17 protein-coding genes are annotated in these 19720 nt (G+C 54.8%); 2 read left to right on the top strand and 15 right to left on the bottom strand.

The features are described from left to right. Positions 1-16: 16 nt before the first annotated feature. The 9 genes from nuoH to dnaB all read right to left on the bottom strand — a co-directional run bounded on the left by nuoH (position 17) and on the right by dnaB (position 9454). On the bottom strand, positions 17-1033 hold the full coding sequence (gene nuoH / locus OYT1_RS09600) for an NADH-quinone oxidoreductase subunit NuoH (protein ID WP_062626149.1): 1017 nt from the start codon (positions 1031-1033) through the stop codon (positions 17-19). After that, the gene (gene nuoG / locus OYT1_RS09605; protein ID WP_062626150.1) at positions 1033-3375 is read right to left on the bottom strand and encodes an NADH-quinone oxidoreductase subunit NuoG; all 2343 of its coding nucleotides are present in this window, start codon (positions 3373-3375) and stop codon (positions 1033-1035) included. The genes nuoH and nuoG overlap by 1 nt, the downstream gene beginning before the upstream one ends. Positions 3376-3387: 12 nt before the next feature. Continuing rightward, positions 3388-4653: an NADH-quinone oxidoreductase subunit NuoF gene (gene nuoF, locus OYT1_RS09610; protein WP_062626151.1), complete on the bottom strand. Its 1266-nt coding sequence runs from the start codon at positions 4651-4653 to the stop codon at positions 3388-3390. 3 nt (positions 4654-4656) lie between these two features. After that, positions 4657-5130: an NADH-quinone oxidoreductase subunit NuoE gene (gene nuoE, locus OYT1_RS09615; protein WP_084611940.1), complete on the bottom strand. Its 474-nt coding sequence runs from the start codon at positions 5128-5130 to the stop codon at positions 4657-4659. After that, the gene (locus OYT1_RS09620; protein WP_062626153.1) at positions 5130-6383 is read right to left on the bottom strand and encodes an NADH-quinone oxidoreductase subunit D; all 1254 of its coding nucleotides are present in this window, start codon (positions 6381-6383) and stop codon (positions 5130-5132) included. The genes nuoE and OYT1_RS09620 overlap by 1 nt, the downstream gene beginning before the upstream one ends. Before the next feature lie 14 nt (positions 6384-6397). Further along, positions 6398-6994 carry an NADH-quinone oxidoreductase subunit C gene (locus OYT1_RS09625; RefSeq protein WP_062626154.1) on the bottom strand — a complete coding sequence of 199 codons (597 nt, stop codon included), beginning with the start codon at positions 6992-6994 and terminating at the stop codon, positions 6398-6400. Positions 6995-7002: 8 nt separating this feature from the next. Then, the gene (locus OYT1_RS09630; RefSeq protein WP_062626155.1) at positions 7003-7479 is read right to left on the bottom strand and encodes a NuoB/complex I 20 kDa subunit family protein; all 477 of its coding nucleotides are present in this window, start codon (positions 7477-7479) and stop codon (positions 7003-7005) included. Further along, positions 7470-7826: an NADH-quinone oxidoreductase subunit A gene (locus tag OYT1_RS09635; protein ID WP_062626156.1), complete on the bottom strand. Its 357-nt coding sequence runs from the start codon at positions 7824-7826 to the stop codon at positions 7470-7472. Before OYT1_RS09635 ends, OYT1_RS09630 begins: the two co-directional genes overlap by 10 nt. 242 nt (positions 7827-8068) lie before the next feature. After that, positions 8069-9454, bottom strand: coding sequence for a replicative DNA helicase (gene dnaB, locus OYT1_RS09640; RefSeq protein WP_062626398.1), 1386 nt, complete (start codon positions 9452-9454; stop codon positions 8069-8071). Positions 9455-9693: 239 nt separating this feature from the next. Between dnaB and flgM the strand changes: the two genes are divergently transcribed. Both flgM and OYT1_RS09650 read left to right on the top strand, forming a co-directional pair. Next, entirely contained in the window at positions 9694-10011 is a 318-nt protein-coding gene (gene flgM / locus OYT1_RS09645; RefSeq protein WP_062626399.1) for a flagellar biosynthesis anti-sigma factor FlgM, read from the top strand. 17 nt (positions 10012-10028) lie between these two features. Beyond that, the gene (locus OYT1_RS09650; RefSeq protein ID WP_062626157.1) at positions 10029-10478 is read left to right on the top strand and encodes a flagella synthesis protein FlgN; all 450 of its coding nucleotides are present in this window, start codon (positions 10029-10031) and stop codon (positions 10476-10478) included. Between the two features lie 95 nt (positions 10479-10573). Here the strand turns inward: OYT1_RS09650 and motD are convergent, their stop codons facing one another. From motD to flhA, 6 genes are all read right to left on the bottom strand, one after another. After that, positions 10574-11341: a flagellar motor protein MotD gene (gene motD, locus OYT1_RS09655; protein WP_062626158.1), complete on the bottom strand. Its 768-nt coding sequence runs from the start codon at positions 11339-11341 to the stop codon at positions 10574-10576. Positions 11342-11347: 6 nt separating this feature from the next. Then, positions 11348-12088, bottom strand: a complete 741-nt coding sequence (locus OYT1_RS09660) for a flagellar motor protein (protein ID WP_062626159.1) — start codon at positions 12086-12088, stop codon at positions 11348-11350. Beyond that, positions 12088-12798 carry an RNA polymerase sigma factor FliA gene (locus OYT1_RS09665; RefSeq protein ID WP_062626160.1) on the bottom strand — a complete coding sequence of 237 codons (711 nt, stop codon included), beginning with the start codon at positions 12796-12798 and terminating at the stop codon, positions 12088-12090. Before OYT1_RS09665 ends, OYT1_RS09660 begins: the two co-directional genes overlap by 1 nt. An 81-nt stretch (positions 12799-12879) precedes the next feature. After that, a complete protein-coding gene (gene flhF, locus OYT1_RS09670; RefSeq protein WP_062626161.1) occupies positions 12880-14154 on the bottom strand; it encodes a flagellar biosynthesis protein FlhF in 1275 nt (424 codons plus the stop codon). A 297-nt stretch (positions 14155-14451) separates the two neighbouring features. After that, positions 14452-17433 carry a PAS domain S-box protein gene (locus OYT1_RS09675; protein ID WP_062626162.1) on the bottom strand — a complete coding sequence of 994 codons (2982 nt, stop codon included), beginning with the start codon at positions 17431-17433 and terminating at the stop codon, positions 14452-14454. 192 nt (positions 17434-17625) lie between these two features. Continuing rightward, positions 17626-19710 (bottom strand): flagellar biosynthesis protein FlhA, encoded by a 2085-nt coding sequence (flhA, locus tag OYT1_RS09680; RefSeq protein WP_062626163.1) that lies wholly within the window; start codon positions 19708-19710, stop codon positions 17626-17628. Positions 19711-19720: the final 10 nt, after the last annotated feature.

Genomic DNA, 19720 nt, shown 5'->3' on the forward strand with positions numbered 1-19720 from the left:
TCAAATCCTCAACCGTTTACCACAGCCACAACGGTGTCTGCATCCACAAGCCCACCACCACCACCCAAATCAGGGAAATGGGGATGAACACCTTCCAGCCCAGACGCATCAACTGGTCATAGCGGTAACGCGGGAAGGTCGCGCGGAACCACAGGAACAGGAACAGAACGAATGCAGCCTTCAATCCGAGCCAGACGATACTGTCCGGCAAGAAAGTCACCGGTGACAACCAGCCGCCCATGAACATGATCGAGGTCAAGAACGCGATCAGAATCATGTTTGCGTATTCGCCCAAGAAGAACAGCGCGAACGCCATGCCGGAGTACTCGACGTGGAAACCTGCCACGATCTCGGATTCTCCTTCGGCCAAGTCGAACGGCGCACGGTTCGTTTCAGCCACACCAGAGATCAGATAGACGAGGAACATCGGGAACAGCGGGATGATGTACCAACTGAACAGTCCCGCGCCCTTTTGTCCGGCGACGATCTCGCCCAGATTCAGACTACCGGAAGCCATCAACACGCACACCAGCGCAAAGCCCATAGCGATTTCGTAGGACACGATCTGGGCTGCGGAACGCAAGGAGCCGATGAAAGCGTATTTGGAGTTGGATGCCCAGCCCGCCAAAATCACGCCGTACACACCCAACGAAGTCATCGCCAAAATGTAGAGCAGACCCGCGTTCACATTCGCCAGCACCAGCTCGGCATTGAACGGTACCACCGCCCACGCTGCAAGCGCCGGCATCAGACACAGCACAGGAGCCAACACAAACAGGAATTTATTCGAGCCTGCCGGAATGATGATTTCCTTGAAGAAAAGCTTCATGCCGTCAGCCAGCGGTTGCAACAGACCGTAGTAACCCACGCGGTTCGGGCCGATACGCACCTGCATATAGCCAATCACCTTACGCTCGACGTAAGTCAGGTAAGCCACGCCTATCATCAGTGGCGCCACGATCAGCACGATCTTAACCAGCGTCCACAGCGGCGTCCACGCCACACCCAACAGGTTTTGCAAAGTCTCAATCATCACGCACGCTCCACGGAAATCGTACCGAACATCGCGCCCAACGCTGCCGTTGCGGCATGTCCAGCAGCCACACGCACCACACCGACCGGCAGCATGTCATCAGCAGTTGCAAGCAATGTGACACTGCCCTGCCCCTGACTGACCTTGATGCTGTCTCCGCATTTCGCTCCCAGCTTGGCCAGTTCCGCAGAGTTCATTGAGACGCTCGGCGTTGCCGCATCACGCGTCTGCTGCAAGGAGGATGCACGACGCACGATGGAATCAGTCGCGTAGATCGGAACGTCAGCCACGCGCTGCAAACCAGCCGCGCTGTTCGCGGTTGCACTCACTGCCACGCCATCCAGCTTGTTGTTCAATTGAGGAGCCACGCTCTCGGGCAAGGCAGCATCACGCACCGCTTCGCTACTGTCGTAATCGAAACCAGCCACATCCAGCAAGTTGCCGAGCACGCGCAAAACCTTCCATGCCGGACGCGCTTCGCCCAACGGCTTGACTGCGCCCTTGAAGCTCTGCACGCGGCCTTCGGTACTGACAAAGGTACCGGAAGTCTCGGTGAACGGAGCGATAGGCAACAGCACATCGGCGTAATCGACTGCGCCGTGCTTGTAAGCGGACATCGCCACCACCAGATCGGCGGCCTTCATCGCCGCAACCGCTTGCTGCGCATTCGCACAATCGAGCTCAGCTTCAACATTCAGCAGCAGATAAGCCTTGCGCGGAGTAGCCAGCATCGCCGCCGCATTCAAACCGTTGCTACTTGGAATAGCATTAACCAGATAACCACCCACGCTATTCGCGCTTTCACCTAGGAAACCGAACTTGGCAGAAGTCAGTGCGGAGATCTCTTGAGCCAGACGCTGCAACTGAGCAGCTTCAGGATGCTGCGCAGCAAAATTCCCCAACAGCACGGCTGCACTCTTGCCACTCGCCAGGCTAGCCGCAATGGCACGCGCGTCGGACGATGGAACCACACCTGCGACAGCAGCCTGCACATCGTTGGATAGCATGGCCTGCTTGGACTCGGCCAACGCCGCCAGAACCTGAGTCAGCACGGAACGGAACTCGCCTGGAGCAACGATGGCCTTGTTAGCCACCTCGATCAGCAGGTCATCGTCCGCAGAGTGCAGCACATTGAGTTTGGCACCCTTCTTGACGGCATCGCGTACGCGATGCGCCAGCAGCGGATGGTCCTTGCGCAGGAAACTACCAATCACGAAAAGACGATCTGCGCCGGTGATCTCGGCAACTTCCATACCCAGCCAAGGGGCTCCTACACGCTTGCCATCAGCGGAGAAATCAGACTGGCGCAGACGGAAATCGACGTTCTCGGAACCCAGACCACGCATCAGTTTTTGCAACAGATAAAGCTCTTCAGCCGTGGACGAACCGGTCGCCAATGCGCCGATATGCTCAGCCCCCGCACCGCTGCCGATCTGACGCAACGCATTAGCCACATACTCCAGAGCCGCTTGCCATTCGACTTCGATCCACTTGCCGTCCTGTTTCAACATCGGCTTGGTCAGCCGTTCAGCCGAACTCAAACCTTCGTAGCTGAAACGGTCACGGTCAGCGATCCAGCATTCATTGACAGCTTCGTTCTCCAGCGGAGTGACGCGAGCAACGCGGCCATTCTTGACTTGCACTGTTAGATTGGAACCTAAACTGTCGTGTGGACTAACCGACTTGCGGCGTGACAACTCCCAAGAGCGGGCGGTATAACGGAACGGCTTGCTGGTCAACGCACCCACTGGGCACAGGTCGATCATGTTGCCGGACAGTTCGGAGTCGACCGAGCTCTCCACGAATGTCATGATGGCGGAAAACTCGCCGCGATTGGCCATGCCTAGCTCCATTACGCCCGCGACCTCTTGGCCGAAGCGCACGCAGCGAGTGCAATGGATGCAGCGGCTCATCTCCTCAGCTGAGATCAGCGCACCTAGCGGCTTGCCTAATACTTGATGTTTAGTTTCCGAGAAACGCGAGCCGACACCACCATAACCCATCGCTACGTCTTGCAACTGGCACTCACCGCCTTGGTCGCAGATCGGGCAGTCCAGCGGGTGATTGATGAGCAGGAACTCCATCACGCCTTTTTGCGCCTTGACTGCATAGTCCGAGCGCGTATGCACCTTCATACCTTCGACCACTGGAGTAGCGCAGGCTGGCAACGGCTTCGGAGCTTTTTCAACTTGCACCAGACACATGCGGCAATTGGCCGCGATGGACAGCTTCTTGTGGTAGCAGAAATGCGGGATATACACGCCGACATCGTGGGCGGCATCCATCACCGTCCTGCCGTTTTCGACCGCGACTGCTTGTCCGTCAATCTCAAGGTTAATCATTGCTTTCCCGCCTTACACCAGACAACGTTTGTGTTCGATGTGATACTCGAACTCACTGCGATAATGCTTGAGCATCCCCTGCACCGGCCACGCGGCGGCATCACCCAAAGCACAGATGGTACGTCCGGCGATGTTGTCGCACAGACTCAACAGCAGATCCAGATCTTCCGGCTTGCCCTCGCCATGCTCAATGCGATGAATGATGCGATACAGCCAACCGGTACCTTCACGGCACGGCGTGCACTGACCGCAGGATTCCTCAAAGTAGAAATAGGACAGTCGCTCCAATGCCTTAACCATGCACACGGTGTCATCCATCACGATCACCGCCCCACTCCCTAGATAGGAACCCGCTTTCTGAATGGAGTCATAGTCCATGTCGCATTGCATCATGATGTCACCGGGCAGCACTGGCATGGACGATCCGCCAGGAATGACTGCCTTCAGCTTGTGACCATGACGCACGCCGCCCGCCATTTCTAGCAAAGTAGCAAATGGCGTTCCCAGCGGTACTTCAAAGTTGCCGGGATTGTTGACGTGACCCGACACGGAGAACAGCTTGGTTCCGCCGTTGTTGGGGCGCCCCAGCTCCAAGAACTTCTGCCCGCCCTCACGGATGATGTAGGGGATGCTGGCGAAAGTTTCGGTGTTGTTGATGGTGGTCGGCTTGCCGTACAGACCGAAGCTGGCTGGGAACGGCGGCTTGAAGCGTGGTTGACCCTTCTTGCCTTCGATGGATTCCAGCAGTGCCGTCTCTTCGCCACACACATACGCGCCGTAGCCTAGATGGTTGTGCAGATCAAATTCGAAATCGAAGCCAAGGATGTTCTTACCGAGATAACCGGCGGCACGAGCTTCTTCGCAAGCCGCTTCCATACGCTCGTAAGCCTCGAAAATCTCACCGTGGACGTAGTTGTAGCCGGTCTTCACGTTCATGGTGTAGGCGGCGATGGCCATGCCTTCGATCAACGCGTGCGGGTTGTAACGCAGGATGTCCCAATCCTTGCACGTACCCGGCTCGCCTTCATCAGTATTGCAGACGATGTACTTATCGCCCTGATAGTTACGTGGCATGAAGCTCCACTTCAAGCCGGTAGGAAAGCCCGCACCACCGCGACCACGCAAGGCCGAAGTCTTAACTTCGGCGATGATGGCATCCGGCGCGATCTCTTCCGTCAGGATCTTGCGCAAGGCTTGATAGCCACCCACCTTGAGATAGTTCTCCAGCGTCCACGGCTGGTCGAATCCATTCGTCGTGTAAATAACCGGTCCGCTCATCGCTTATTCCAATTCCGCCAGAATCTGGTCTATCTTTTCAGGAGTGAGGTGTGAGCACATCCGCTTATTGTTCACCGTCAACAACGGCGCAGCCACGCAGGCACCCATACATTCCGCTTCACGCAGGCCGACCTTGCCGTCCGCCGTAACTTCGCCGATACCAATCCCCAACTTGTGATGCAGGTGATCCAACGTCTCGTTGGCACCCATCAGCTGACAGGACAGATTGGTGCACACAGTCAGCGTGTACTTGCCCATGGGCTTGAGGTTGTACATGTGATAGAAGGTCGCGACCTCATAGACCGCCATCTTGGGCATGCCCAGATACGCAGCCACATCAGCCATGTCGTCGCTGGAGATCCAGCCCTTCTCATCCTGCACGAATCGCAGGGCAGCCATCACGGCCGACTGCTTCTGATCTGCCGGGTACTTCTTCAGTTCGCGGTCAGTCTTGGCTTGAACTTGTTCGGATAACATCAGCGGTCAATCTCCCCAAACACAATATCTTGAGTGCCGATAATCGTCACCACGTCTGCAATCATATGACCGCGCGACATCTCATCCAGCCCTGCAAGGTGAGCATAGCCCGGCGCACGAATCTTCAGGCGGTACGGCTTGTTGGCGCCATCCGACACCAGATAGATGCCGAACTCACCCTTGGGATGTTCCACGGCGGAATAGCATTCGCCTGCATTGACGTGCATCCCCTCCGTGAACAGCTTGAAGTGGTGAATCAGCGCTTCCATGTTGTCCTTCATGTCGGCGCGTTTCGGTGGTGCATACTTCAGGTTCGTTGACATCACAGGGCCGGAATTGACGCGCAACCAGTCGATACATTGCTTGATGATGCGATTCGACTGACGCATTTCTTCGACACGTACTAGATAACGGTCATAGCAGTCACCCTCGGTACCGACGGGAATATCGAAATCCATCTTGTCATAGACTTCATACGGCTGCTTCTTGCGCAGATCCCAAGCGATACCGGAGCCACGCAGCATCGGGCCAGTGAAACCCAACGCCAGCGCACGCTCAGGCGTGACCACGCCGATACCGACCAGACGTTGCTTCCAGATGCGGTTATCGGTCAGCAAAGTCTCGTACTCATCCACATAAGTAGGAAAACGACGGGTGAAGTCTTCCAAAAAGTCGAGCAAGGAGCCTTGGCGATTCTCATTCAACTTGCGAACAGCCTCTGGGCTATGAATCTTGGACGATTCATACTGCGGCATGGAATCCGGCAGATCGCGGTACACACCACCTGGGCGATAGTAGGCTGCATGCAAGCGCGCACCCGAGGCCGCCTCGTAAGCATCCATCAAGTCTTCACGTTCGCGGAAAGCGTACAGGAAAGTGGTCATCGCGCCGACATCCAGACTGTGCGCACCCAGCCACAACAGGTGATTCAGGATGCGAGTGATCTCGTCGAACATGACGCGGATGTATTGAGCACGGATCGGCACGTCGATGCCAGCCAGCTTTTCGATCGCCATCACGTAAGCGTGCTCGTTGCACATCATCGACACGTAGTCGAGACGATCCATATACGGCACGGATTGCAAAAAGGTCTTATGCTCGGCCAGCTTTTCGGTGCCGCGATGCAGCAGACCGATGTGCGGATCGGCGCGCTCGATCACTTCGCCATCCAACTCCAGCACCAGACGCAGCACACCGTGAGCGGCCGGGTGCTGCGGACCAAAGTTCATTGTGTAATTCTTGATTTCAGACATCGCAACGTACCCTGTTAGTTGCAGCCAAAGTTTTCTTCGCGCACGATGCGCGGCGTGACTTCGCGCGGATCGACCGTCACCGGCTGATAGACCACCCGGCGTTGCTCGGCGTCATAGCGCATCTCGACATGGCCAGACAACGGAAAGTCCTTGCGGAACGGGCTGCCGATGAAACCATAGTCAGTGAGGATCCGACGTAGATCGGGGTGACCGGTAAAGATGATGCCGTACAGATCGAAGGCTTCGCGCTCGAACCAGTTGGCAGCTGGCCAGATGTCATTGACCGAAGCCACCACAGGAAAGTCATCTTCCTCGGCAAACACTCGCACGCGCAGACGATAGTTATTCGCCACGGACATCAGGTGATACACCACGGCGAAGCGCTTGCCTTCCCAGACATCGTCGCCACCGAAAGCGGAGTAGTCCATGCCGCACAAGTCAATCAACTGCTCAAAACGCAAGCCATCAGCATCGCGCAGCTTGAGCATCACGTCGGACATGTCACGCGCGCGCACCACAATGGTCAGTTCACCCAGCGCTTCCGTGCTGCTCACCAGACATTCTGGGAACGCCTCACTCAGCTTGCTAGCCAATACATTCAGGTCAGCCATATCTAGTCCTAACGAGCGATGGTATTGGTGCGCTTGATCTTGTTCTGCAACTGGATCAAACCGTACAAAAGCGCCTCAGCGGTGGGCGGACAGCCAGGAACATAGACATCCACCGGCACGATGCGATCACAGCCGCGCACCACAGAGTACGAGTAATGGTAGTAGCCGCCGCCATTGGCACAGGAACCCATGGAAAGCACCCAGCGCGGCTCGGCCATCTGGTCATACACCTTTCGCAAAGCTGGGGCCATCTTGTTGCACAGCGTACCAGCCACAATCATCAAGTCAGATTGACGCGGGCTGGGACGGAACACGATACCGAAACGATCCAAGTCGTAGCGTGAAGCGCCCGCCTGCATCATCTCCACCGCACAACATGCCAGACCAAAGGTCATTGGCCACAAGGAACCGGTACGGGTGTAGTTAATTACCGTATCCAGCGAAGTGGTCACGAACCCCTTCTCAAGAATGCCTTCTATTCCCACTCCAAAGCCCCCTTCATCCATTCGTACACAAAGCCAACCACGAGGATGGCTAAGAAGATCATCATGGAAACGAAACCGAACATGCCGATTTCCTTGAGCACAACAGCCCACGGAAACAGGAACGCAATTTCAAGATCGAACAGAATAAACAGAATGGCCACGAGGTAGTAGCGCACATCGAACTTCATGCGCGCATCTTCAAAGGCTTCAAAGCCACACTCGTAAGGCGACAACTTGGCATCGTCGGGACGATTCGGCGCGGCAAGCCTACCCAGCACCATAGGAACTACGCCCACTGCCAATCCGACACAGATGAACAACAGAACTGGAAAATAGTTTTCCAACATCAGAGCTTCTCCCCTCTGCGCTACATTACGGCGACGCTATATGCGTCCGTCATTGTTATTGGCTAAACAGAGTAAACCGAGTTTATTTTTATTATTACCCTAGCTACTCACTCACGTAGTCGACAACACACCGCTCAACTACCGAATCTGCTGCCCCATTTGAGGTGTCGGATTATTACCGACAGGGCGTGAGCCGGTCAACATAAATTCCATACTTCGCCGCATCTAATCCAGCAATTGCACTAACCGGGAGCATAGCTCTCAAAGCGCGTGTATTCGCCACGGAAGGTCAGCGAGACCGTGCCAATAGGGCCGTTACGCTGCTTGCCGATGATGATCTCCGCCCTACCCTTATCCGGTGAATCCGAGTTGTAAACCTCGTCACGATAGATGAACAAGATCAAGTCGGCATCCTGCTCAATAGCGCCAGACTCGCGCAAATCAGACATCACGGGGCGCTTATTCGGACGCTGCTCCAAGCTACGATTGAGCTGCGACAGCGCAATCACGGGCACGTGCAACTCCTTGGCTAATGCCTTAAGTGAGCGGGATATCTCCGAGATCTCGGTGGCTCGATTCTCGCTAGCCTTGCCGGAGGGAGAGCTCATCAACTGTAAATAGTCGATGACGATCAAGCCCAATCCGTGCTCACTTTGGCGAGCCAAGCGACGCGAGCGCGCGCGCAGCTCCAACACATTCAAACCTGGAGTCTCATCAATATGAATCGGCGCATCGTTCAGCAGACCAATGGCATGAGTCAAGCGCCCCCAGTCTTCATCCTCCAGCTTGCCCGTGCGCAACGAGTGCTGATTCAAACGCCCGATCGAGCCTATCATCCGCATCACTAGTTGCGCGCCACCCATTTCCATACTAAAAATCGCCACCGGCTTGGAAGTCTCCAGCGCGATGTTTTCCGCCATATTGATGGAAAAAGCCGTCTTACCCATACTCGGACGTCCGGCCACAATGATGAGGTCGCCCGGTTGCAGACCTGATGTCATGCGATCCAAGTCAGTGAAGCCGGTCGCCACTCCCGTCACTTCACTGTGATTTTCCCGCGCATAAAGTGTCTCGATGCGCTCCACCACCTGGGTCAGCAACGGCGGCATAGAGAGAAAACCCTGCTTACCGCGCGAACCCGCTTCCGCGATCTTCAACACCTTGCTTTCTGCCTCATCAAGCAGCTGCCCAGCATCACGCCCGGCGGGAGCGAAACCACTGGCGGCGATGTCGTTCCCAACTTCAACCAACTGACGCATGATGGCGCGCTCACGCACGATCTCGGCATAACGTTTGATGTTTGCTGCAGAAGGCACGTTCTGCGCCAGCGAACCTAGATAAGCCAATCCGCCCGCTTCATCCAACTTGCCCGCGATTTCCAGTGCTTCTGCCACAGTGATCACATCCACCGGACGCGCCCGCTCCGATAAGCGCATGATATGTTCAAAGATTAGCCTATGCTCGCGCCGATAAAAATCATCCAGATGAATGACATCGGCGACCTTGTCCCACGCACTAACATCCAGCAACAAGCCACCAAGCACTGACTGCTCGGCCTCGACCGAGTGCGGCGGCAACTTGATTTGATCCAATTGAGGGTCAGCGGGCGGAGCGGAATAGTTTTGCATCTCAGAGCCAAGCAGAAAAATACTGGGCTTGATTCTAGCATTTCTCGTAGCCAGATTCCCCGCTTCGACTCCCGCCACCAGCGGTTTCAGCATTGTATGCAAGGCTCCCATCCGGTATAAAGCTACGGGAAAGCAATAAGACTGGATCCGTGTAACAAATATACTTACCGCCCACTCCTAAAGTATTGCATCCCACTGCCGATGAAGACGGCATACAGATCTAGCAAAAGGTGAATCCCGTGAAAATCGAAAAGCCCAGCAGCAAGCCATTACCCTCCGCTCCGATAGGCGAAGGCAGCACCAGATCTCCGTCAAGCAAAGCGGGCAGTGCCACCACCAGCAATCCCAACACAAGCACCTCAGTTCATCTCGGGGCGACGTCGGCGCAGCTACGCAGCATGGAAAGCAGCATGAGCAACACGCCTGTTGTTGATGTCGCCAAGGTCGCCGAAATCAGACAAGCCATCAGCGAAGGTCGCTTCCAGATCAACTCCGGCGTCGTTGCTGACCGCCTCATCGCAACCGCGCGTGAGCTACTAGGCGCTGGCGCACATTGATAGAGTCTTAGCAAGCAATGTCTGACGTCACCTCCCGCCTACATGACGAGCGAGACGCATTGAATGCGTTTGTAACTCTACTCGAAACTGAACAAGTCATTCTGACCAGCGAGGACACCTCCCCGCTCTTGGATTTAGCTGAGTCTAAGAGCAAGTCCGCCAATCGCCTCACCGTCATCATCAACGCCCGCCGCGATGCACTACGCAATACAGGCGGCCTAGACATGAGCTCTTGGCTACAGTCAGTTGCCCCAAATGCCCTACCCATCTGGCTCGAGATACTCCAACTGGCTGAGCGTGCGCAGCAACTGAACAACACGAACGGCGAGCTGATTCAAGTACGTATGCGCCACAATCAACAAGCCCTTGGCGTGTTACATAGCGCAGCCAGCAATAGTGCTGGACTATATGGCCGCGATGGCCAGCCCAATCTACCCAGCGCTCGCCGCACTCTAGGCACAGTTTAATAGCCGCATCTCAGCACTTCAGATCGGCGAAAACCCTGCTTTCTTTACGATGAAAAATCACTGTTTAGACAGCGTTACAGCTGCGCTTGCCAGCATCACTGGACTGGTACTTGCCCAGTCCGCTCAGCTTGTGGCGCGAGAATGGAGATGGCGATACGCCGATTCTTGGCGCGCCCTTCAGGGGTGGCATTCAGCGTTAACGGTTGATTGTCCGCCATACCTACCGCGGTTAGACGTTTGGAGGCGACTCCTTGCGTAATGAACAAACGCACAACACTAGAAGCGCGCGCCGAAGATAACTCCCAGTTGGATGGATAGAGCGGCGTATGGATGGGAATATCATCCGTATGACCATTCACCTCGATGCTGTGATCATCCGCCACCAATAGTTTCGCGACCTCAGACAACGTGCCGACCGCCGCAGCTTGGATTTCAGCCTGCCCAGTCTCGAATAGCACGCTGGCATTAATCTCCAACTCAATACCGCGATTAGTTTGTGAAACTGCGACCTGCCCGCTCTTGATCAGTGCACCCATGACCCGATTCAAGTCACCGGTCACCTTTTTGATGAATTCATCGCGCTTACGCTGCGCTTCCGCCATTTTGGCATTACGACGATCAGCTAAGGAGCGGAGAAACAGCTCTTCTTGCGTCAGCGCGATGACCGTACTAGCAGACGATTGATTACTGTTAAAAGCCTCCGACAAAGATGAGCTAAACACCTTGAACTTACCCTCATTCACCGAGGAGATGCCATACATCACCACAAAGAATGCAAACAACAAGGTGATGAAATCAGCGTAAGAAATCAACCAGCGCTCGTGATTTTCATGGTCTTGCCTTTTACGACGACGCAGCGCCATGACCGACTACTCCAGATACCCTTGCAACTTGGTTTCGATGAAACGCGGATGCTCACCGTTAGCGATCATCATCAGTCCATCAATCACCAAAGTCTGTCGTTTTGACTGCGCCATGATGTGCGCCTTCAACTTATTTGCTATGGGTAGGAATACCAGATTGGCCAAACCCACGCCGTAGATAGTAGAAACGAAAGCCACCGCGATGCCCGCCCCCAACTTAGACGGCTCACCCAGTGTCTGCATCACATGCACCAGCCCCAGCACGGCACCTATGATACCGATGGTAGGAGCATAACCCGCCGCCGACTCCCACACCCGCGAAGATTGCCAACTTAGCTGTTCGTGCGTATCCACATCAACTTCCAGCACTTCGCGAATCTTCTCGGCGCTATTGCCATCCACCAACAACTGCAAACCCTTTTGCATAAAAGGTTCACGAATCTCTGCAATTCGGTTTTCCAACATCAGGATACCATCGCGACGAGACAGCACGCTCCACTCCACCACTTGAGCGATCAGCTGTTGCATATCAGGATGCGGCGGAAAGAACACCCAGCGCCCCATACTGATCCCAGTAAAGAAGACCTTGCGTGGGCTTTGCAACATTACCGCCCCCAAAGTGCCACCGAACACGATGAGGAATGCTGTCGTTTGGAACAGACTGCCCAAGGTGCCACCTTCCAATAACTGCCCCCCGAAAATCCCCGTGATAGCGATCAGCAACCCGAATAAACTGAGCTTATCCATCAGTGACCTTTCAAGTTAGTACGCAAGCGTGACACCGCCTGACTATGCAACTGGCACACACGAGACTCACTGACTCCAAGCACCTCGCCGATTTCCCTCAGGTTCATATCCTGCTCGTAGTGCATACCCATCATCATGCGTTCGCGCTCAGGCAGGTTCTCGATCGCTTTCATCAGGGCATTACGGAAACGCGCATCCTGAATCAATTCGAGCGGATCGGCATCCTCGCCGAACTCGTGACGCTCGAAGAAGTCCTCATCACCCTCCTCATGAAAATCCTCGTAATAGACCAATTGCGCGCCGCGCGACCCACCCAGCATTTCTTGATATTCGGCCAGCGGAATGTCCATTTCCTTAGCGATTTCACTCTCGGAAGGTGCCCGACCTAGTTTTTGCTGCAACGTGCTGATACTCGCTTCGATACGACGCATATCTCGCCGTAGGCTACGCGGCAACCAATCCGCACTACGCAGCTCATCCAACATAGCTCCGCGAATACGTTGCGCAGCATAGGTCTCGAACTGCGCCCCACGCAGCTCGTCGTAACGTCCAACAGCATCTAGCAGTCCAATCATACCCGCCTGAATGATGTCATTCACCTCGACGCTACTCGGCAGTTTTGCCATCATGTGATGCGCGATACGCTTTACCAGCGGCGCATACTCCTTCAGGCACTGCTCCTTGTCATTCTTTCCGGTCGCCGTGTACATGGTTTGAAATTTTTTTGGCTTTCTTGACTCCCCGCCCAGCATTGTACATTCAGCGCACATAGTTTGTTCCCACTGACTGCACTAGGCTGCCAATCTCCGACTCGCAGCAGGCGCCACCCCCTGCCCCGACATCAGAGCAGGCATCTCAAGCTCGTTCAACGCAAAGGGAGCCGACTGGGCAGCGGGCTTAAAGGCTCGGTGCAGCAAATAATCCACATTCACCTCATGCAGATCTTCAGGAACACGCTGACCATTAGCGATGTAATGCAGTGGAATCTGGTGACGTACGGCAACATCAAGCACCGTACCCAATGAAACCGCCTCGTCAAGTTTGGTAGGGATACAGCCGACCACACCCACTGTACGGTATTTGCGTACCACCTCCTCCAACGTATCGCCGCCACTGGTCGCATTCAGCAACAGCAACCGCTTCACTCCGCAGGAGTCGTACATCTGCGTCTGTGATGCGACTCGACCATCTCGCTGCCCCATACCGATGGTATCGATCAGCACCAGATGTTTGTCGCGTAGCGCAGCCAGTGTGCGCTTGAGTTCGGCAACGTCATGCACCGAATGAACCGACACTCCCAGCATCTTGGCGTAGATGCTCAATTGTTCATGGGCTCCGATCCGGTAACTATCGCTACTGATCAACGCCACCTTATTTGCACCGTAGCGCACCACAGCACGAGCGGCAAGCTTGGCCGTCGTCGTGGTCTTGCCCACACCCGTCGGCCCGACCAAAGCATACACACCACCGCGCGTGACTAGGCTATCTTCCTGCTTGATGACCCGTAGGTTGTGTTCGACCACCTTACGTATCCAAGAGGGGCCCGCATCGTCAGGCAGCTTTTCCAACAGATGGCGTGCCAACGTCGCACTAAAGCCCGCATTCAACAATTCGCGCAACAACTTCGTCCGCTCGGGGCTACGCTGCTGCATCTCCGACCAACCGATGCACGCCAACTGCTCCTGCAGCATATTGCGCATTGATTTAATCTCACTCATCAGCGCACCTTGCTGATCCTGTACTGGCGCGATAGGCACTGCAGATGCTGTCATACGGACAGGCTGAGGAGCCATTGGCGCGACAGGCGCCGCATCTGGAATTCGAGCCGTATAGCTCGCAAGCAGTTGCTGCGTACCGCTCATCACCTTCTTGGGCGCAGGCGCAGGAGCCGCTTGCTGGGTGCGCATTTCAGTCAGCGCGGACAACTCGGAGCCAGCCAAAGCCACGATCTCAACCCCCGCATCAACCTTACGATTGGACAAGATCACCGCATCCGGCCCCAGATCATCACGTACCATCCGTAATGCATCGCGCGAAGTCGCTGCCACAAATTTTTTAGCGTTCATACTCCACCCCCTCGAATCACTCTCTTCCATCGCCCCTCAACTCGACGAGGCTCCTTCAGTGATGTTCATTATCAGGAAATGGTGTCAAATCAAACAGGCGAATAAAGGGGGGATTGCGGCACTATTCCGCGTTGGTGAGGGCTAGGACCGACTGATTGCGCCCACCATTTTTGCCTGATAGAGCGCATGATCCGCCACTCTAAGTAAGGCGGCGGCTGAAAAACTCTTGCGGGGAGCCGCCGCCCCCAGACTAAAGTTGACCGATCGCAACATACTTCCCCAAGACCGAATCATCTGCTAATCCGCAACTCCAGAACCATCCTGATGACAAAGTTCGAGCAATTTCTGGGTGAGTTGCCCCAAATCTATCGGCTTACCGATGAATGATGTCATCCCAGCGCTGGTACACTTTTCCTGCTCATCCAAGGTCACGCCTGCGCTCATTGCCACGATGGGTAGAGTAGCGAACTGCGACTCCTGACGGATAAGTTTAGTCGCTTCTAGCCCATCCATTACCGGCATCTGAATATCCATCAGCACCACATCATAGCGCCCGTTCTGCACTCGCCCGATCGCTTCTACACCATGGTTAGCAATATCCACTTCCATTCCCAGCTTTTTTAGCATCTGACTGGCAACCATCTGATTAACCCGATTATCCTCGACCAACAAGACCCGCTTGCTACGCAAAGTTGCCGCAGCATCCTTGAGTACTGACACCGTGTTATCGACTTTATCGTGGGACGCATAGGCCGCCACTTGCCTCTCATCTGCGACGACCAAGCTGATCTGGCAATGGAACGTACTACCTATACCCAATTGACTCTCGACTCGAATGTCGCCCTTCATCAGTTGCGCCAGAGTGCGACTAATCGCCAAACCCAAACCCGTACCTCCGAAACGACGGGTGATCGAGTTGTCTGCCTGAGCAAAGGGTTGGAACAAATTACCAAGCTGTTCCAGTGTCATACCGATGCCACTATCCTGCACCGCAAAATCCAGTGTGATTTCAGAGCCATCTCTGCTCAGTTGTAGCACGTGAAGTTTGACCTGTCCTCGCGCGGTGAACTTGAAGGCATTACCCAAGAGATTTATCAGAATCTGCTTCAGACGCAACTGATCTCCGATGAGGATATTCGGCACGTGAGCGTCACGCTCAAGACTGAATATAAGCCCTTGTTCCTTGGCTCGCAACTCGAACATACGCACCAAACTATCAAGCAATCCATCCAGCGAAAATTCATGTGGTTCGATGGACATCTGCCGCGCCTCAATCTTGGATAGGTCAAGAATGTCGTTGAGAATGCCAAGCAATGATTTTGAAGAGTCCAGAATTTGACGCAAATAACTGCACTGTTCCTCTTTATCTACGCTATCCAGCGCCAAACCAGACAAGCCGATCACCGCATTCATAGGGGTGCGTATCTCGTGAGACATATTGGCCAGAAAATCGCTCTTGGCACGATTGGCGGACTCGGCCTTTTGCCGCGCACTTTCCAACTGCTGTGCTTGCAGTTTCCGTTCAGTGATGTCCTTGATGAAGCAGAACATGCGCCCACCCGCATAGGCAACATGTGAAACGCAAACCTCAACCTCCCACAGTTCGCCCGTCTTGGCCTTATGCTGACTTTCAAAGCTATCGCTGCCCAACGCAACGACCTTGGCGATATCTAAAACCGTGACGGGTGGCTCACACACTTCGACATCTACGATGCTCATCCCAAGCATCTCATCTCGACTGTAGCCAGATCGCTTTAAGTAAGCATCATTCACGTCCACAAAGTTACCGCGCATATCGACCGCCCAGAAACCATCGACCGAGGTCTGGATAGCCGCACTATAAACGGCCTCTTGCTCCTGCATTTGCTTCTCTAGGGCCTTGCGCTTGGACATATCGTCAAAAACAATGACCGCCCCTGTCAAGACTCCGTCCTTACGCATCGGATACGTCGCATACTCAACCGGAATACTCTGTCCATCCTTGCACCACAAGACTTCATCGGCAGCAATACGCGGCTCACCATCGACTCCGGTAGCAAACATCGGACAGCCTGCCTGAGGGTAATGTTGACCATCAGGGTGACTGTGATGCACCAAGGCATGAAGGGGCTGCCCGATCAACTCTTCGGGTGCATAACCCAGCAACTTGGCCGCCGCCGCATTGACAAAAGTGCAAACCCCTTCAGATGACTGCCCCCAAATCCCGCTATTTACTGATTCCAGTAAAAGGCGCAAGCGTTCCTCACTGGCCTCCACCCGAAACCTAGACTCACTAACCGAACGAAAATACAGCAGTACGCCGCCGCCGATGACAATCAATACACTCCCCAACAGGCTGAAGATAATAAACCGTCCTCGCCGCTCACTTTCGATGGTGGATAGGCCCTGAAGATCGCTCTCAGCAAAAGTCGTTAGGCCGTATTCGGTCAGTTTGGTCGATGCCAGTAAATGTGGAAACGGCTCACCTTGAATGCGTTTCAACTGCGCATGATCTTGATCACCCCAAGACTCCACGTTTAACTCAGCAATACTGCTGCGCTGATAGAGCGCCAACCTATCGCGCTCACTCATCGTGCTCAGCAAGTTTCCCGGTATGCTTTTCATCAACATGGTGGCGTCGTGCGCAAGAATGATGACTCCATTCGAGTCGGCCACATAGGCATCCGCTTGGCGCGTCAAAAACGACAATGAGGACAGGTTCATCTTGGCGACGATCGCCCCCATAAACTGCCCATTCAAGTTGATGGGTGTCGCAAAGAACAAACCAGGAACGTGAGTGGTTCTACCCATCGCATACTGCATGGCGCGATGCCCGTTGCGAGCCTCAACAAACCACTGACGATCAACGAAATTCGTCCCAAGCGAGGTGTCGGGTTTATTCCAGTTATTAGCCGCCACGCAATCACCAGCGGCATTAACCACGAATAGGCCATCGACACCGAGTGAACTCTGGATTAGCTCTAGATAGCGACTGAGATCGTTCAGCTCAGCATCGGCACTCCATTGCTTGATGACTACATCCTTGGGTAAGCGGGTCGCTTGCGCTGTGGGGCCAAACTTCTCGACACTTTTCCACACTCGCAGAGCGTGTTGAAAAGTATCTGGAATTCCAGACACATAATGCAGGTTTCTACGAATACTATCAGCCACATCGTCCGACAACTCCTGAGCGTGTCGCTGCTCATTGCCGACCAAGGTATCAAGCTCTCGATTGTATAAGCTGCTAGAAACAAACCACGCCAGTACCACCCATAGACACAACGCCGTAGCCATCAGCATTATGATCAACTTGGTTCTCTTGAAGTATGGCAAACCCGCTCCCCTTTTACGCCAGGCAAAATACTGCCAACTGTCGTGACTTCGGCACAAACTGACAAAGCTTGACCCCGACTCAAGCCGACAGCTCGACCAACCAAATTTGGCAGACTTCAGGTGTCTTCAGATTTGGATTCCCCTACCCAAATGGCCGAATCAAGCACGACCGCCCACCATGGCTGTGACACGCACCGATTTGAAATCGGGAACCTCTTCATGCGAAATAACACGCAGCTGCGGCAGAGCACGCTTGAGGAAACGCGCAAGCAGGACACGAAGCTGCCCTGGCACCAGCAAGACCGTGGGCAAGCCCAGCTGTTCTTGTTCCTGAGTAGCAGAACGCGCCTCACGCAACAAAGTATCGGCAAGCCCTGGCTCGATGGCGGAATGCCCGCCACTGGCCTGCATCGCTTGCATCAGGATGTACTCCAGCTCTTTGTCCATACCGATGACCTGCAACTCCTGTGCCGACGGGCAGTATTGCTGCACGATGGCAGGGCCCAAGGCGATGCGCACCAGCGAAGTGAGCTGATATGGGTCTTGAGTCTGCGGCGCATATTCGGCCAGCGTCTCGATAATGGTGCGCATATCTCGCACGTGCATGCCCTCGTCGAGCAGACTCTGCATCACCTTCTGTACCGTAGAAAGTGGCATCAGTTTCGGTATCAGATCTTCGGTCAGCTTGGGTGCGATCTTGGTCAAATGATCCAGCAGTTGCTGCACCTCTTGCCGCCCCAGCAACTCGGCGGAATAGGTGTGGATCAGGTGCGACAAATGCGTTGCGACCACCGTTCCAGCATCCACCACGGTATAACCCATGCTTTGTGCTTGTTCGCGCATAGGGGCATCCACCCACACAGCGGGTAAGCCGAAAGCGGGATCTTTAGTCGGCGTGCCGGGCAGATCGCCCAGCACATTACCGGGATTGATCGCCAAGAACATATTGGGAAATGCCTCACCCATGCCGATCTCGGCCCCCTTCAGGCTGATACGATAGGAGTTCGGACGCAAATCGAGGTTGTCACGGATATGCACCGGAGGCGGCAGGAAGCCGATGTCTTGGGTAAATTTCTTGCGGATGCCCTTGATGCGCCGCAACAGGTCGCCGTCTTGGGTCTTATCCACCATGACGATCAAACGGTAGCCAACTTCCAAGCCCAGCACATCGACTTGCGCAACATCTTCCCAGCTCGCTTCTTGCGACTCGGTTAGGGCGACTGGCGCCGCCTCAACGACAGGTTTCTCAGCCGCCACTTGTTGCTTTTTGATGAGCCAGTAAGCCAAGCCGCCCAACGATCCAGCCAATAACAGGAAAGCAAAGTGTGGCATTCCGGGAATCGCGCCCATCATGCCGATGATGATGGCGGTCAGCACCAGCACTTGTGGCTGACTAAACAACTGGCCGATGATCTGCTGACCGATATTCTCTTCCGTGGATACGCGACTGACGACCACACCGGCAGCTGTCGAAATCACCAGCGCAGGTATTTGCGCTACCAGACCATCACCGATGGTCAGCAAAGTGTAGTTACGAGCAGCGGTCGCCACGTCCAGATTATGCTGCAAAACGCCAACCACAAAACCGCCGATGATGTTGATGAGCAAGATGATGATGCCGGCGACAGCATCGCCGCGCACGAACTTAGAGGCGCCGTCCATCGCCCCGTAGAAATCAGCTTCCTGAGCGATCTCGGCACGACGCTTGCGCGCCACATCCTCGCCGATCAGACCCGCATTGAGGTCGGCATCGATTGCCATCTGCTTGCCCGGCATCGCGTCCAAAGTGAACCGCGCACCCACTTCAGCAATGCGGCCAGCACCCTTGGTAATCACTACGAAGTTAATCACCACCAGAATCGCGAACACCACGATACCCACGGCGTAGTTGCCGCCGACCAGAAACTCGCCGAACGACTCGATCACTTTACCCGCCGCGTCCGGCCCGGTGTGCCCTTCCAACAACACGATACGCGCAGAAGCCACGTTCAGTGACAATCGCAGCAGCGTAGTCATCAATAGCACGGTCGGGAAAGCGGCAAAATCCAGTGCCTTGGTGGTGTTCATACTCACCAGCAACACCATGATGGCGATGGCGATGTTGAAGGTGAATAATATATCGAGCAGGAACGGGGGCAACGGCAACACCATCATGCCCAGGATCATGATGATCAGCACCGGCCCCGCCAGTGAGCGCAGTCCCGCACGCTTGATAATTTCTTGCAGTTTAAGCAGCCAGTCCATTACTTTGTCG

Origin of the sequence: Ferriphaselus amnicola (genome assembly GCF_000974685.2) — a bacterium.
GTDB lineage: Bacteria > Pseudomonadota > Gammaproteobacteria > Burkholderiales > Gallionellaceae > Ferriphaselus > Ferriphaselus amnicola.

Coding starts and splice junctions, on each gene's coding strand:
- nuoF (WP_062626151.1), bottom strand. CDS start 4,653: ATGAGCGGACCGGTTATTTACACGACGAATGGATTCGACCAGCCGTGG.
- nuoH (WP_062626149.1), bottom strand. CDS start 1,033: ATGATTGAGACTTTGCAAAACCTGTTGGGTGTGGCGTGGACGCCGCTG.
- OYT1_RS09625 (WP_062626154.1), bottom strand. CDS start 6,994: ATGGCTGACCTGAATGTATTGGCTAGCAAGCTGAGTGAGGCGTTCCCA.
- nuoE (WP_084611940.1), bottom strand. CDS start 5,130: ATGTTATCCGAACAAGTTCAAGCCAAGACTGACCGCGAACTGAAGAAG.
- motD (WP_062626158.1), bottom strand. CDS start 11,341: ATGGCGCTGCGTCGTCGTAAAAGGCAAGACCATGAAAATCACGAGCGC.
- flhA (WP_062626163.1), bottom strand. CDS start 19,710: ATGGACTGGCTGCTTAAACTGCAAGAAATTATCAAGCGTGCGGGACTG.
- dnaB (WP_062626398.1), bottom strand. CDS start 9,454: ATGCAAAACTATTCCGCTCCGCCCGCTGACCCTCAATTGGATCAAATC.
- OYT1_RS09675 (WP_062626162.1), bottom strand. CDS start 17,433: ATGCTGATGGCTACGGCGTTGTGTCTATGGGTGGTACTGGCGTGGTTT.
- nuoG (WP_062626150.1), bottom strand. CDS start 3,375: ATGATTAACCTTGAGATTGACGGACAAGCAGTCGCGGTCGAAAACGGC.
- OYT1_RS09665 (WP_062626160.1), bottom strand. CDS start 12,798: ATGTACACGGCGACCGGAAAGAATGACAAGGAGCAGTGCCTGAAGGAG.
- OYT1_RS09660 (WP_062626159.1), bottom strand. CDS start 12,088: ATGGATAAGCTCAGTTTATTCGGGTTGCTGATCGCTATCACGGGGATT.
- OYT1_RS09620 (WP_062626153.1), bottom strand. CDS start 6,383: ATGTCTGAAATCAAGAATTACACAATGAACTTTGGTCCGCAGCACCCG.
- OYT1_RS09635 (WP_062626156.1), bottom strand. CDS start 7,826: ATGTTGGAAAACTATTTTCCAGTTCTGTTGTTCATCTGTGTCGGATTG.
- OYT1_RS09650 (WP_062626157.1), top strand. CDS start 10,029: ATGTCTGACGTCACCTCCCGCCTACATGACGAGCGAGACGCATTGAAT.
- flhF (WP_062626161.1), bottom strand. CDS start 14,154: ATGAACGCTAAAAAATTTGTGGCAGCGACTTCGCGCGATGCATTACGG.